General features: G+C 59.0%; 14 protein-coding genes. All 14 read right to left on the reverse strand.

The window, feature by feature from the left end; all coding sequences use genetic code 11:
• Positions 1 to 18: 18 nt before the first annotated feature.
• On the reverse strand, positions 19 to 1,386 hold the full coding sequence (radA, locus tag TG4357_RS17655) for a DNA repair protein RadA (RefSeq protein ID WP_058264239.1): 1,368 nt from the start codon (positions 1,384 to 1,386) through the stop codon (positions 19 to 21).
• Between the two features lie 79 nt (positions 1,387 to 1,465).
• The gene (locus TG4357_RS17660; RefSeq protein WP_058264240.1) at positions 1,466 to 1,906 is read right to left on the reverse strand and encodes a paraquat-inducible protein A; all 441 of its coding nucleotides are present in this window, start codon (positions 1,904 to 1,906) and stop codon (positions 1,466 to 1,468) included.
• A 59-nt stretch (positions 1,907 to 1,965) separates the two neighbouring features.
• Positions 1,966 to 2,352, reverse strand: a complete 387-nt coding sequence (locus tag TG4357_RS17665; protein ID WP_139193622.1) for a hypothetical protein — start codon at positions 2,350 to 2,352, stop codon at positions 1,966 to 1,968.
• Positions 2,353 to 2,462: 110 nt separating this feature from the next.
• Complete coding sequence (locus TG4357_RS17670; RefSeq protein WP_058264242.1) at positions 2,463 to 3,209, reverse strand: ABC transporter ATP-binding protein; 747 nt, start codon at positions 3,207 to 3,209, stop codon at positions 2,463 to 2,465.
• Positions 3,206 to 3,988 (reverse strand): MlaE family ABC transporter permease, encoded by a 783-nt coding sequence (locus TG4357_RS17675; RefSeq protein WP_058264243.1) that lies wholly within the window; start codon positions 3,986 to 3,988, stop codon positions 3,206 to 3,208. Before TG4357_RS17675 ends, TG4357_RS17670 begins: the two co-directional genes overlap by 4 nt.
• Entirely contained in the window at positions 3,985 to 5,028 is a 1,044-nt protein-coding gene (gene alr / locus TG4357_RS17680) for an alanine racemase (RefSeq protein WP_058264462.1), read from the reverse strand. Before alr ends, TG4357_RS17675 begins: the two co-directional genes overlap by 4 nt.
• A 173-nt stretch (positions 5,029 to 5,201) precedes the next feature.
• Positions 5,202 to 6,692: a replicative DNA helicase gene (locus TG4357_RS17685; RefSeq protein ID WP_058264244.1), complete on the reverse strand. Its 1,491-nt coding sequence runs from the start codon at positions 6,690 to 6,692 to the stop codon at positions 5,202 to 5,204.
• Between the two features lie 212 nt (positions 6,693 to 6,904).
• Positions 6,905 to 7,585, reverse strand: coding sequence for an orotate phosphoribosyltransferase (locus TG4357_RS17690; RefSeq protein WP_058264245.1), 681 nt, complete (start codon positions 7,583 to 7,585; stop codon positions 6,905 to 6,907).
• Positions 7,586 to 7,662: 77 nt separating this feature from the next.
• Positions 7,663 to 8,703 carry a dihydroorotase gene (gene pyrC / locus TG4357_RS17695; RefSeq protein ID WP_058264246.1) on the reverse strand — a complete coding sequence of 347 codons (1,041 nt, stop codon included), beginning with the start codon at positions 8,701 to 8,703 and terminating at the stop codon, positions 7,663 to 7,665.
• A gap of 49 nt (positions 8,704 to 8,752) precedes the next feature.
• A complete protein-coding gene (locus TG4357_RS17700) occupies positions 8,753 to 9,712 on the reverse strand; it encodes a hypothetical protein (protein ID WP_058264247.1) in 960 nt (319 codons plus the stop codon).
• A 245-nt stretch (positions 9,713 to 9,957) separates the two neighbouring features.
• Positions 9,958 to 11,007 (reverse strand): glycosyltransferase family 2 protein, encoded by a 1,050-nt coding sequence (locus TG4357_RS17705; protein WP_058264248.1) that lies wholly within the window; start codon positions 11,005 to 11,007, stop codon positions 9,958 to 9,960.
• Between the two features lie 4 nt (positions 11,008 to 11,011).
• Positions 11,012 to 13,387, reverse strand: a complete 2,376-nt coding sequence (locus TG4357_RS17710; RefSeq protein ID WP_058264249.1) for a glycosyltransferase family 2 protein — start codon at positions 13,385 to 13,387, stop codon at positions 11,012 to 11,014.
• A complete protein-coding gene (locus TG4357_RS17715) occupies positions 13,387 to 14,031 on the reverse strand; it encodes a sulfotransferase (RefSeq protein ID WP_058264250.1) in 645 nt (214 codons plus the stop codon). Before TG4357_RS17715 ends, TG4357_RS17710 begins: the two co-directional genes overlap by 1 nt.
• A complete protein-coding gene (locus TG4357_RS17720) occupies positions 14,028 to 15,059 on the reverse strand; it encodes a glycosyltransferase family 2 protein (protein WP_058264251.1) in 1,032 nt (343 codons plus the stop codon). Before TG4357_RS17720 ends, TG4357_RS17715 begins: the two co-directional genes overlap by 4 nt.
• Positions 15,060 to 15,112 lie beyond the last annotated feature (53 nt).

The raw sequence follows: 15,112 nt of genomic DNA on the forward strand, positions 1-15,112 counted from the left end.
CCCTGTTCTATGCGCGCCTTATCCAGCGCCGAATATGTCGCCCACGAATTCGGTCAGATCGCCGAATTGTCTCAGGCTCAAACTATTACCCCCGACCGCTTTTCCACCGGTTGGGGCGATTGCTGTCGAAAAACCAAGTTTCTGCGCTTCTTTCAACCTGTTTTCGGTCTGACCCACCGGTCTGAGCGCCCCAGAGAGCGAAATTTCCCCAAAAACCACACATTCGGCAGGCAGTGCCGCGTCTTCGCGGGCAGAAAGAAGCGCTGCGGCCACTGCCAGATCGGCTGCGGGTTCTTGCACCTTCATGCCGCCCGCGACGTTGAGATAGACATCGAGCCCGGCAAAAGGGATGCCGCAACGCGCTTCGAGCACGGCAAGGATCATCGCCAGCCGTCCACCATCCCATCCCACCACGCTACGCCGGGCCTGTGCATGTGGTGACGGTGCGACCAACGCCTGAAATTCCACCAGCACGGGTCTTGTGCCTTCGATACCGGAAAAAACCACCGATCCGGGGCTGGGTTCGCCGCGTTCGGACAAAAACAGCGCCGAAGGGTTGGTCACTTCGGCCAGACCAGAGCCGGTCATTTCGAAAACGCCAATTTCATCGGCTGGGCCGAAGCGGTTCTTGACCGCGCGCAGAATGCGGAACTGATGGCCGCGTTCGCCTTCGAAATAAAGCACCGTGTCGACCATGTGTTCGACCACGCGCGGTCCGGCGATCTGGCCGTCCTTGGTGACATGGCCGACAAGAATCACCGACACGCCTTTACGCTTGGCAAAACTGGTCAATTCATGCGCTGCGGCGCGGACTTGGGATACCGATCCCGGTGCGCTTTCGACATTGTCGGCCCACATGGTCTGAATCGAATCGATGATCACCAATTGCGGCTGTTCGGTTTCCAGCGTGGTCAGGATATCTCGCAGGTTGGTCGCGGCGGCCAATTGCACCGGCGCATCGCCAAGGCCAAGCCGCCGTGCCCGCATGCGGACCTGAGCGCTGGCTTCTTCACCGCTGACATAAAGCGTTTTCAGCCCTGCCTGCGAAAACCGCGCTGCGGCCTGCAACAACAAGGTGGATTTGCCAATGCCGGGATCGCCGCCGACCAGAATGGCGCTGGCCGGGACCAACCCGCCGCCCAGTACCCGATCCAGTTCATCCATCCCGCTATGCGTTCGGGGTGGCGGTGCTTCTTCGGTGGATAGGTCGGTTAGAAGGATGCCGCTGCCGCGTTTGTTGCCCAGCGATTTGGAAGCAGGGCCGGTCGACAGCGGCGTGTCTTCGACAATCGTGTTCCATGCGCCACAGCCGTCGCAGCGCCCGGACCATTTGTTGAAGGACGCGCCACAGGCTGTGCAGGAAAATGATTTTGTCGCTTTGGCCATGGGGTGTTGATGCAACAGCCAGACGAGCGGGTCAAACCCAGATTGCGGTTTTTCCCGCTGGTTGCCGTTGCGGGCGGGTTTAGTCGGGATTTTCGGCGGTATGATGCGACAGAAGACCGATCCCCAACGATGCCAGGATGCAGGCTGTGAACAGGTAAAGGCCCCAAGCGACTTCGATTTTTCCGACGCCGATCCCCTTGGCGAGCGTGATATAAAGCGCGATCAGGAAAATATCCGCCATCGCCAGTTTACCCAGTATCGTCAACGCGGGCATAACCCGCCGGTCGAGCCAGCCAAATTGCACCAATGCCAGCCCGATGGTTTTCATAAACGGCGCGAACAGAGCGAAAAACGTGACCAAAAGGGCGAGAAACACATCGCTGCCCCACAAGCTTTGCAATCCGGAAATAACGCTGATTTCACTCATTCCAAACAGCGGCAGAAGGCCCGCACGCAACAGCGGCGCGAACCACGCTATCGGAAACAAGATCAGAAGCGCAAGATTGGCATAGCGAAGCATCGATGGTCCTCAAATGGCCTGTGCATCAGCTAAGGGGCAAGGTCAGCCAACACAAGCCGTCAGACGAAATAGGCGGCGATTGTCATGCCCAGCATGGCGCAAACCGTGCCGATCACCGGCAGGTCGATCCAGTGAAAGCCATCATCCCGGACCGAACTGTACCAGTCATAAAGAACCCATGCGTATAGCCCGAGGATGAGAAACAGCCGCAGCTGTTGCGCTTCGGGGGCGGGCCACCAGCCGACCGGGGTCAGCCAGATCAGGAAAAGGACCACCGCCGCCCCGGTACACAACCAGACCGACCGCGACGGTTTCGGTTCTCGCAACCGGATCAGTTCAGCGACTGCGATCAGCACGGGCAAAGCGAGCACTGACAAGTTGATCAGCAAGACCAGCAGCATAGGCGCGTCGTTCAGGAAGGTTGAAAATCCGTCGATTTCGGTCATTGCGGCATCCTTGGAGGTCTGGGGCAGACTGACCTTGACCGCGATCAGTGACAAGCCCTGCAGGAACGGAAAACCGGGGGCTGTTGCCGCAAACGCAGCAGCACCGACTCCTAGCGCACTGCTTCGATCGGCCCTTCGGCGCGGCCGTGGATGAACTGATCGAGGTAAGGATCGCCCGAATTGTCCATCTCAGACACCGGACCGGTCCATTTGATCACTCCGTCATGCAGCATCGCCACGTTATCGGCAATCGCCCGGACGCTGGACATATCATGGGTGATGGTCATCGCCGTCGCGCCCATTTCCACCACGATTTCACGGATCAAATCGTTGATCACCCCGGCCATGATCGGGTCCAGCCCGGTGGTCGGTTCGTCGAAGAAAATGATTTCTGGCGCGGCGGCAATGGCCCGGGCCAGACCGACCCGTTTTTGCATCCCGCCCGACAGTTCCGACGGGTAAAGATCCGCCACGTCCGGTTTCAGCCCGACCCGGCGCAATTTCTCGATGGCGATCTCGCGTGCTTCGGCCTTGGGCCGTTTCAGCGATCCGCGCAGCAACCGGAAGGCGACGTTCTGCCAGACCGGCAGGGAATCGAACAGCGCCCCGCCTTGAAACAACATCCCGAACCGCGCCAGAAACGCATCGCGATCCCCTTTCCTCGTGTCTTTTCCATCCAGCGTGATCGCGCCGCTATCGGGGGTAATCAGCCCCAGAACGCATTTCAGCGCCACCGATTTACCGGTGCCGGACCCGCCGATGATCACCATCGAGGTCGCGGTCGGGATCGACAGGGTCACCCCTTGCAGAACCTTCTTGGGGCCAAAGGATTTATGGACGTCGGTAAGTTCGATCATGCTGAAAAGAAAAGCTCCGTCAGGATATAATTGGCGGCAAAAATCAGTACCGAAGCCGCCACAACTGCGGATTTGGTTGCCCGGCCCACGCCTTGTGCGCCGCGTCCCGAATTCATCCCGTAATAGCACCCGATCAGCGCCACGATGAATCCGAATGCCGCGCCCTTGATGAGGCCGGACACCACATCGAACACTTCTAGGAAATCCATCGTGTTTTTCAGATAGGCGGCAGAGTTGAAATCCAGCCTCGAAATGCCGACCATATAGCCGCCCATGATGCCGATCACGTCGCCAACACCGACCAGAACCGGCACTGCCAGCGTGGCGGCCAGAACCCTTGGCAGGGTCAGGTATTTCATCGGATTGGTCGACAAGGTCACCAGCGCGTCGATCTGTTCGGTTACCTTCATGGTGCCGATTTCTGCGGCGATCGAACTTGCCACGCGGGCTGCAACCATCAACCCGCCCAGCACCGGGCCCAATTCCCGCACCATGCCGATGGCGACGATCGACGGCACCACCGCTTCGGCGCTGAAACGTGCGCCGCCAGCATAGATCTGCAACGCCAAGGCCCCGCCGGTAAACAGCGTTGTCATTCCCACCACCGGCAGCGACAACCAACCGATATGCAGCAGCGCTTGCAGGAATTCGCGGCCGTAAAACGGTGGCCGGAACAGGTGGCTGACAGTGTCCCCGGCAAACAGCGCGATCCGCCCCACCATCGCCAGGGCAGCTAGTACATTCGCGCCAAGCGCGGCCAGAGGCGCGGTCAGAGTCATGAACTCACATAGCGGCGGTGATACCGCCCGCCCAATGCCGTCAGGATTTCATAACCGATGGTGCCGGCATTATTGGCCAGATCATCAACCGTCTGCTGCGCATTGAGCAATTCGAGTTCATCCGGGTCTTCGCTCAGCTCGGTAATGTCGATGGTGATCAGATCCATGGAAATACGCCCCACCAGCGGGCAAGGCACACCGTTGGCGTAAACCTGTGTTCGGGGGGCCATGATCCGATGGAGGCCATCAGCATACCCGGCCGAAACCGTGGCGATGCGGCTGGGTCGCGCGGCGGTCCAGGTGTTGCCGTACCCGACGGTTTCGCCGGGGGCCACGTCACGAATTTGAATCACGGGCAGGCTGAGATAGGCCACGGGTTGCGCGTCGCTGAAAGGAAAACCACCATACAGCCCGATGCCCGGACGGGTGACGTCGAAATGATATTCCGGTCCCAGCAGAATACCGCCGGTGGCGGATAGCGACCGGGGGATATCACAGCCTTGGGTGAGGTCGTTAAAAACCTGCAATTGCTGGGCATTCATCGGGTGTTCCGGTTCATCGGCGCAGGCCAGATGGGACATGATCAATTGAATGTTCTGACCCAGTGCGATGTCGCGCAGCGCTGCCCATTCCGCCGGTTCCATCCCCAGCCGGTTCATTCCGGTATCAAGCTGCACCCCGAAACCATGCCCCGGTAACGCTTCGACATGGCGCAGCATCTGATCGATGGAATTCAGCATCGGGGTCAATTGCAAATCGTGAATCATGTCGGTGTCACCGCGACCGTGGCCGGAAAAGACGTAAATTTCCGGTCCGGGGCCAAGCGCCTGACGGATCGCGGCGGCTTCTTCTGCCACCGCAACACAGAATTTTCGTGCCCCGGCCCGGGCCAAGGTCCGGGCCACACGGCCCGCATCCAATCCGTAGCCATTGGCTTTGACCACAGCCGAGGTTTCCACCCCGGCATCCGAAGCCGCATCAAGCGCTCGCCAGTTGCCTGCCAGCGCGTCGAGATCAATCGTCAGTGTTGAAGTTGTCATGGCACCGCTTTTTGACAGACGGGCGCAAATGGTCAAGCGCAAACGGAACGGGTTTCATCTTGGTGAAAATACCCTGAGGGTGAAAGCGGTCGAAATGCGTGCATTTCGACCAAAGTGGGGGCAGCTTCGTCTTTGCCCCGTCTGCAGGCTAGGCGAAACTTGGCTTATGAAAATCAGAACCCGTCATCCGACGACCCCTGCTGCCAGGATTTGACCAGGTTGCCAAACCGGGTGAACTGCGCTTCGAAGGACAGCTCGACCGTGCCGATGGGGCCGTGCCGCTGTTTGCCGACAATGACTTCGGCCTTGGCATAGAGGCGCTCCATCGCGGCCTTCCATTCTTCCATCTTTTCCAGTTCGTGTTCGCCGGGTTTTTCGCGTTCTTTGTAATATTCTTCGCGGAACACGAACATCACGACGTCGGCATCCTGTTCGATCGATCCCGATTCCCGCAAATCCGAAAGCTGTGGTCGCTTGTCGTCGCGTTGTTCGACCTGACGCGACAACTGCGAAAGAGCGATGACCGGGATATTCAGCTCTTTTGCAATTGCTTTCATCCCCATCGAAATCTCGCCGATTTCGTTCACCCGGTTGTCTGACATGCCGCGACAAAGCTGCAGATAGTCGATGATCAGCAGATCCAGACCGTGGGTCCGCTTCAACCGCCGCGCCCGCGCTGCCAGCTGCGAAATGGGCAGGGCGGGGGTGTCGTCGATGAACAGCGGACAGGCTTCGAGATCCTTGGCCGCCTGTACGAAGCGGCGGAATTCCTCTTCGGTCATGTCGCCCTGGCGAATCTTGTGCGACGAGATTTCCGACGCTTCCGCCAGAACCCGCCCAGCCAGCTGTTCGGCGCTCATTTCGAGAGAAAAGAACCCGACAACGCCACCATCAATCGCGCCTTCGGTGCCGTCATGGCGCTGGCCGCGTTTATAGGCCTTGGCCACGTTGAAGGCGATGTTGGTCGCAAGCGAGGTTTTCCCCATCGAAGGACGGCCCGCAAGGATCAAAAGGTCCGACGGGTGCAGCCCGCCCAATTGCTTGTCGAGATCGGCCAGACCGGTCGAAATCCCAGCCATACCTCCGCCACGCTGATAGGCTTCGTTGGTGACGTTTACCGCTTCTGTGACGGCCTTGAGGAAGGATTTGAACCCCGACTCGGTCTGACCCTGCTCGGACAGCTGATAGAGTTGTTGCTCGGCCTCGACGATTTGTTCTTTCGGTTCGCTGGCCACATCGACGCGTGCCGCCTTGTCGGAAATGTCCCGGCCCAGCCGCATCAATTCGCGCCGGATCGCGAAATCGTAAATCATCTGGGCGTAATCGCGCACCGCGAAGGCGGAAATCGAAGCCCCGGCCAGACGCGCCAGATAGGCCGGTCCGCCCAGTTCCTTCAGCCCCTCGTCGTCTTCCAGGAACGCCTTCAGCGTGACCGGTGTGGCGAGGTTGTTCTTGGCGATCCGCGCTGCGGCCACTTCGTAGATCCGCTTGTGCACCGGTTCATAGAAATGTTCCGACGTGATGATCGAAGCAATCCGGTCATAGACGTCGTTATTGGTCAGGATCGCGCCCAGAAGCTGCTGCTCTGCCTCGATCGAATGCGGCATCGGATCGGCGCTGTCCGGCGCGTCCTGATCGGTTTTGATATTTGCGATTTCGTTCATGTTTTTTACCGTTGCCCCGGTGGAACGAGGTTGTAGCCCATGCCCCGCGTAGCAGGCAAATTGTATAAGCTGTGGAACGCCTGTGGATATGTTTTAGAGCGTTCTGTGCCACTTCATATTGCCTGCGGTGTGGATGTGGGGACAATATCTAGTAGCAGGACATGCCGGATAAGGCAGGCCCTGCGATGTGGATTTTCATAAAGACGCTGCGGTCAGCCCTTTTTTCGCGCCTCTTGCCAGGCGCGCGGGTCGTTCAGGAACGACTCGACCTCGGTCAGGGTTTCGGTATCGAAAGCGCCTTGTGCCTTGGCTTCGGCCAACACGTCCCACCACGTGCACAAGTGGTGCAGCTGCACGCCGTGATCGCCCAGCGTTTTGGTGGTTTCGGGGAAGATGTCATAGTAGAAAATGACCGCCGTATGGCCGCAGGTCGCGCCGGTTTCCCGGATCGCATCGACGAAGCTCAGTTTGGAGCCGCCATCGGTGGTCAGATCCTCGACCAAAAGCACCCGCTCGCCTTCACGCATAGCGCCTTCGATCCGGGCGTTGCGACCATAGCCTTTGGGTTTTTTGCGCACATAGGTCATCGGCAGCGCCATCCGTTCGGCCACCAGTGCGGCAAACGGGATCCCGGCGGTTTCGCCGCCCGCGATATTGTCGAAGGCTTCAAACCCCGCGTCGCGCATCACCGTAACAGTCAGGAAATCCATCAAGGTCGAGCGGATACGTGGAAAGGAAATCAGCTTGCGGCAGTCGATATAGCTGGGCGAGGGCAGGCCCGAGGCCAGCGTGTAGGGTTCACGCGTGTTGAAATTCACCGCGCCGATTTCCAGCAGCATGCGGGCGGTCAGGCGGGCGATTTCTTCTTTCGGCGGGAAGGCGGTGGGGATCATCGGTTTTTCCTCGGACGTTGCGCCGGTAGCCGCTTCGGGACGCCTCCGGCGGGAGTATTTTGGGAACGGTGAAAGGGTCAGGCGACCTTCCAGAAGACCGGGAAGCCCGGGTCGAACACGGTCACGGGGCCGTCGCCGGTCCGGATCTTGTCGGGAAAGGCGACCGGTTCGTCCTGCTTGGCAAGGGTGATCGTGTCGCTGTTTTCCGGCAGCCCGTAAAAGGCCGGCCCGTGTTTCGAGGCGAAGCCTTCGAGTCGGTCGAGCGCGCCGTCTTCTTCGAACACATGCGCCAGCAAGGGCATCGTGTTGGTGGCGGTGAAACACCCGGCACAACCGCAGGCGGTTTCCTTGTTGGCGTCCGTGTGCGGGGCGCTGTCGGTGCCAAGGAAGAAGCGACTGTCTCCGCTGGTGGCCGCAGCCCGCAACGCCAAGCGGTGGCTTTCGCGTTTGGCCACTGGCAGGCAATAGTAATGCGGCTTGATTCCGCCGACCAGGATATGGTTGCGGTTGATGATCAGGTGATGGGTGGTGATGGTGGCACCAAGGTCCCGGTCGTTGGTGCGCACGTAATCGACGCCGTCCTTGGTGGTGATGTGTTCCATCACCACCCGCAGCCCCGGGGTGGCGCGGCGCACCGGGTCGAGAACCCGGTCGATGAACACCGCCTCGCGGTCGAAGATGTCGATGTCGCTGTCGGTCACCTCACCATGGACGCAGAGCGTCAGCCCGATCTCGGCCATCCTTTCCAGCACGCCGCGCACCTTGTCGAAATCGCGCACGCCGCTGGCCGAATTGGTGGTGGCCCCGGCCGGGTAGAGCTTCACCGCCTTCACCAGCCCGCTGGCATGGGCGGCGGCGATGTCTTCGGGATCGGTGTTCTCGGTCAGGTAGAGCGTCATCAGCGGTTCGAACGCCATGCCTTCGGGCAGGGCGGCCAGGATCCGGTCGCGATAGGCGGCGGCCTGCGCGCCGGTCACCACCGGCGGCACAAGGTTGGGCATGATGATCGCGCGGGCGAAATCGCGGGCGGTTTCAGGCAAAACGGCCTGCAACATCGCGCCGTCGCGCAGATGCAGATGCCAGTCATCGGGGCGGGTCAGGGTGATCGAGGTGCTCATACCCCGCGATTACACAATCGCGGGGCCGCATTCCAGTGCTGAACGAAAATCAATCGTGTTTTGGCGGGATCGCGATCTTGCCTTCGGCGGCGGCGATTTCCAGCGCGTCGAGTCGGCGCCTGATCCGAGGGGCATTCATGCGCTCCACCACATTGCGGCAAATCATCGTTGCCAACCAAGGCCGTTCTGCCACATCCATCCGTGCAATAAGCCCGCGCAGATAGGGTGGATGATCCCGCCGCGCGCGGTAAAGTTCGGCAAAAACCGTCTCGTCCAGCCGGTTTTCACCTGCGGCCTGTAGGATCGGAAACAGAATATCCATCGTGATCAGGTCCGATTGTAGCGCGTCGCCCATATTGGCCATGCGCAGCTTGGTCACATTGGGCCGGGTAAACAGCGCCGCATGCATCGCATCGAGATCTTCGCGCGGATCGTAAATGACAAAACCGCGCGCGGCGGCATCCAGCATATCGGGGGCATAACCGAACCGGTCGGTGAAACTGGTGCGGCGCATCTCAACGAACCGTTCGTCCCATTCGGTCACTCGCGGGTCAAGCGTCGCCTGTGGCTGCACCGCCACTACGGTCGCCCCGGGGGCGGCAACGGAAAAGGCAGACGCGGCATAGCCACAAGGGCCAGCACCGTAGAAGATCACATGTTCGAAATCTTCAAAAAATCCGTCATCGATCAACCGGTCGAAAAAGCCATAAACATGGCCGTCGCGAAACCAGGTGTCGCCGTCCGAAATCACTCCCAGATGCGACCAGCCAAGCGCGCGGGCGAAATCCCAGCCCATCGGTTGCGCCGTATCCGACAGCACCTGAATGCCCTGAATTGATTCGAACGTGACCAGCAGAATGGGTTTTTCATCAACAAAACCGGCGATATGTCGGTCGCCCAAGGGCTGACAGAACCCGGTTTCATTGGTGATTTCGTCAAATTTTTCCAACCAGGCCGTTTTTTTCAGGCCATTGAGCGGCGTATCCAACGGGTTCGGCGCATCCAGCATCTACTCATTCCTCGATCTTATCCGCGTGGGGGCCCCGGGCGCGGTTTACTTGCATTGGAAGCTAGAGCCGCTTTGAGGCGAAATTGCGGAAAAACCGGGGGGGATTTCAGGCAGGATTCCGGCGCCTATCCGGCCCGCTCCACCGTTTCATCATGCCACAAATATTCCCGCCGGAGTCAATCCCGAGGCAGAGGCCAAAGGCCAGCGCCGAGACTGACCCGAGCGCCGTAAGGGGCACAGTTGGATCAGTCCCGCTTGGATTTGCGGCTCAGATTGGCGTAATGGGTCAGAAACCGTGCGGCATCTTTGGGCAGAGGACGCGACGGCGGCACCGTCAGCAAACGTCCAAACAGAGCCCGGTAGGGTTCCAGAAGCATCAGGTCTTCGAACCGGGACTTGCGCCATGCGACTGCGGCTTCGTGCAACCGGGACAGATCCGGGTCTGATTTCAGTTCGGCCAGACTGGCCTGCATCTGCTCGGAAAGGGCCAAAACCGAGCGATCCTCGTCACTGTTGAAATTCCGTTCCACCCAATAATCAACATCCAGCATGTGGTCGGAATGTACCGCCCGGCCGCGATCGGATTTAAGCACGTAGCTTTCCATCGTGCCCAGCGGATAGTGGTTCAACTGCGCCAACGCGTAATTAGACCGGCCATAGTTGGAAAAGATCCGCGTGGTGGCAAATTTATGATCCAGTTCACGGCCTTCACCGTCGAACCATCGCGCCTGCGCGACCTTGTCGGGATCGGGGTGGCGTGGTCTGTGTACGCCCAGCTTGCCGTAGGTGCCGTCATTGCGGTACAGCGTTTTGAACATCGCCGCGCGCCAGGGCCAGTGCATTTCAACCGGTGCGGCGCGGGTAAAGATTTCGGTTACTGGTCGATCCTCGAACCGGATCTGACCGGCATTGCCGAATAACCGCCAGGTCAATGGGATCGCCGTTGCCTCGGGCAGGGCCGTCAGCAAGTCGGGGATGGTATGGTTGCCGCTATGGATATTGACGAATTCGTCTACATCCAGTGTCATCAACCAATCCGCATCGGCCAGCGCGGGATGGGTTTCGGCCAGTTTATAGGCGGTGAACTGAATGCCACCCTTGCCGTAGGGGCCGTCATTGCGAACATGGGTCAGCACGCCCATCGCGTCCAGCCGATCCAACATCGCATCGCTGCCATCCTGGCAATCATTGGAAAAGACTAAGAAATCGGTGAACCCCGCCGCCTGGTGATGGGCCAGCCATTCCAGCAGGAAAGCACCTTCGTTGCGTTGGGTCAGGATGGCGAGTATTTTCAAAGCTCTAGCTTTCCATGTCCAGCGCTAGCGCATAGGCAACGCGTTCGGTTGCGTCCAGATCGATGGTCAGGGCCTGTTGATACAGGTCTTCGAATTCCGGCATATCGTGCAATTCGGCGGCCTTGGCCCGGTGCCAATCGACCCCCTTTTCGTGCCAGTTGCGCAACGTGTCATCCGCCATCAAGCTGTCATATTCGGCCTGCATCCGTGTCAGGTTGCGTTTGATGGTGACATCCTTGCAATCGGACCAATCCATCCGGATCCAGTAATTCAATCCGATCGAACGGTCGACATGCAGCGCCCGACCGCGCTGGCGTTTGACCAGATAACTTTCAGCACTGCGCAGCGCGTAATGATTAAGCTGGATCAGGTCGTAACCGATGGTTTTCTTTGAATTGCGCCAACCCTTTTCAGCAGCTTCGCGGGTCATGTCCTGACCCGATCCATTGACCCATTTGACCTTTGCTTTGACGGCGTCGATCAGCTTGTTGGGCCGGTGGCAGCTGATTTTTTCATAAGCGCCAATGTTGCGGAACATCGTCTTGAAACCCCAGACGGTATGCGGCTTGGGGCAGAATTTAGGGGCGCAAGTGTCGAATTGATCGATGACAAAGCTGTCTTCCAGACGGGTCACGCCGTTATGACCGAACAGGCGCCAGGTCATCGCAACATTGGTCGCGTCGCCGATCCGGTCAAAGAAATCCGGCAGCGTGCCGTTGCCGCAGCGGATATTCATGAATTCGTCCACATCGATATGGGCGATCCAGTCAGAATTTTGCAGTACCGGTTCCTTCAGCGCTTGATTGAGCGCGTATTGCTGGGGCGAATTGCCTTTCCATTTGTCATTGTTGCGGTGCTGCACAATGCCCATGTCCTGCAATCGGTCCAGTATTTCGCTGGTGCCATCGGAACAGTCATTGGTGTAAATCAGGAAGTTATCCACGCCGATGGCGCGGTGATAAGCGATCCATTCGACAATATAGGGCGCTTCGTTCTTCATGCAGCCGACGATCAGGGTGCCGGTGCTGCCCTCGGGCAGTTCGCGCGGCGACAACGGGGCATAGGCTTCGGCGAGATGTTCTTCATCCACCGTGCCGATCTGGTTATGCGGCCTGAACGACGATTGTTGCAGTTTCTCATAATTCGTTACGGCCAGCGGCGGCATGACTTTGCGGGCAGCGTCGGACAAACCTTGCTGACCGGGCGCGCGGTCCGGCGTTGGCGACGGTCTGCCGCTGTTTTGCAACGCGGCGATATCCTTGGCCTTTCCCTGCTGTGCGTCTCGCGTTTCCTTATCGATCCGCCACAGAAAAGCCCGTAAATACTGGGTGGCGCGGAACCCTTTTTGGGGGTCGGCTTCCTGCCAATCGGGCAGCGGGGTGTCTGGTGTCAGGCAGGTTTCGGTCAGGGCAGGGTGGGCGGATAACAGGACCTTGTTCGCCGCGCTGAACCCTTGTGACACCGGTGCCAGACTGCCCGGCGCGATCGGGTCGCCCGCCACTTTCATTTCGGCCATGAACTTGCCCCAAAGCGGACGCCCGATCATGCGGTCCGAGCGTTTGAGCACTTGCAGCAACAGATCATTCATCTGGCGTGCGCGGGTCAGCCAGGCCGCCGATGGTTGTGCTGGCGTGCTTTCTGTCAAAGCCCGCCCAATACTGCCTTCGATTTCGAACATGGCGCGGATTTCGTCAGTCGCCGCTTCGGAATAAAACAAGCCTTCATCATAAGGCCGGAATTTGACCGATCCGGGGCCGAACACCGTTTCCCATTCCTTTTGCAGGCGTGGATAATCCAGCCAAAAGGCCGGGCATTGGGTTTCCTGAAACTGCCCGTTTTGTGGCACGATTTCATGCCCGTCGAGCAAGGCATCATCCCACCAATCCGACGTCCCCGCCATTTCCATCTCCAAGGCTAAAGAGGTGTTTCGCCCTTCAAGGACTTGCGCCGCATAGTGCCGTGCAAGCAACCGGGCTTGTTCGTCGATATGGGCAATCACTCGGATATCATCGGAAAGCGGTGCCAACAGGGATTTCAACCGCTCGATTTCGCCGCGCCGGGCCAGCGAGGCCCCCAATTGTGCGGCCGACAGGATCAGCGCCTGCGGCTGCTTTTCCGCCACATCGCGGATTAGGGCCTGCTGTATGTCAGTAAACAGTTCGGACTGTTTGTCGGGTGTCATGAACCCACGGTTGAACCGCAGCGGATCGACATGATCGGGATCGGTAACGGCCATGAAGAGCCGGGTATGATTTTTGGGCCCCAGCGCACGGGGGAACAGGTATCCCTTGGTGGCCAGTTGATCGCGCTTGTCCGACAGGATTTGCTGCAGTCGCGCCGCGCCGGTCTGTTCCAGACCGATATGCAGGTATATCCGCATCAGGCGACCTCCGTTCCGGTTTTGCCAACGGGACGCCCCTTGTTGGCCCGCCCCCACCATTTCAGTTCGATGCCAAGAAAATCAGCAATCTTGTCGCGGGCGGATTTATCGGCCAGATCGTATTCCAAAAAGTCATCATCCCCGGCAAACAGCTTGCGGATATGGGCATGATGCGCCTCGATCCACTGCACCCGTTCATGCCCGGTTTCACCATAACCCAGCGGCAGGCCCGGGATGGCATTTTTTGGCAACCGTTCCACCCCCAAATTGGACCAGCGCAGCATACTGTCAGAAATCGCCTTGGGGTCACGGTAGGACAGCAGAAATTTCGCCCCCGGATGATGGTGTCGGATGGCGTCGATTATCCCCCAATCGGTCTGCGGCCACAGGCTTAGCCCTTCGCGCAGCGCGTTCACTTCGGTGAACGCATCGAATTCTTGCATCCGTGATAGCGGATCGCCGGTATGAAAATAACCATCATACATCAATTTGCCGACAAACGCGCCGTGGATTTCGCTGTTTTCCGTCTGTCGCCGTCGAATGCGGTAATCGGCGGTCTTCAGACCGGCGATTTTCATCGCCCGCGCCAAAGTCGTGGTGCCCGATTTCGGCAGGCCCAGATTGATCACCCGCAACCGGCTCATACCGTCAGGCCCAAATCGGCGATCATCTTCTCTTCCTCGGGGGGCAGCTTGCTGGCTGTCTTCAGTTGGTCCCGCATCGCTTGATAGGCGGGTTGTTGCAGCAAGTCGTCTCGCTTGGCCCGATGCAAATCGCAGGCTTCGTCGTGCAGCGCCCTGATCTCGGGGGCCGATTTCAGCGCGTCCAGCGCGGCTTCCAGATCGGGCAGGTAGCGCCGGATCGACAGGTCGCGCCACGCCGGGTCGTTGCGTTCGCGCCAATAAGTGTCGTCGAAATCCCTGTTTTCGCGGTTCACGTCGCCCCGGTCGTTCTTGACCAGGTAACTGTCCAACGATCGCAAGGCATAGTGGTTGAGCGTAGCAAAATCGCGCGCGCCCTGAGCGGGGAATTTACGGATTCGGCGCGGGTTGGCCGCGATCAGGAACCGGTGGGGCACGTCCCGTCCCGATCCGTCGGTCCAGCTGGGGTGGCGTTTTTTCGGCAGTTTGGTTTTGAAAAATGGCCGATGGGCCCCAAAATAATGCAGCGGGAAATCGTGCCGGATCAGTGTTTTGACTTCTTGCGCGGTTTCCCCGCACCACAGGTCGGGATTGTGCGACCGGGTGAATTGTTTGATCACCGGGCGGTCTTGGAAATCTTCGATATCGTCATTGGCAAAGAATTGAAATTGCAGCGATATTGCCTGCGGATTGCCACAGGCATTGATCAGCGCCGGGATAGTGTGATCGCCGGCATGAATATTGAGAAATTCATCGACATCCGCAATCCAGACCCAATCGGCATCACGCACAATGTCCTGCCGCGCCGCATCTTTCAGCGCCTCCATCTGGTAATTGCGCCCTTCAGCCGGGTTGGGCAGATGGGTGACGATGCCGCGCGTAGCCAAGGCATCCAGCAACCGATCTGTCGCATCGGAACAATCATTGGAATAAAACAGGAAATCGGTGACCCCGATCAACCGGTTGAAGGCGATCCATTCCAGCAAGAAAGGGCCTTCGTTTTTGACACAGGTTACGGCGGTCACGCGCATTGGCCTGCCCCCTGGCGCATCAGACATGTCTCTGGTTACTCTCTGCTCGTCAA

The sequence above is a fragment of the Thalassovita gelatinovora genome, assembly GCF_001458355.1.
In the GTDB taxonomy this organism is placed as follows: domain Bacteria; phylum Pseudomonadota; class Alphaproteobacteria; order Rhodobacterales; family Rhodobacteraceae; genus Thalassobius; species Thalassobius gelatinovorus.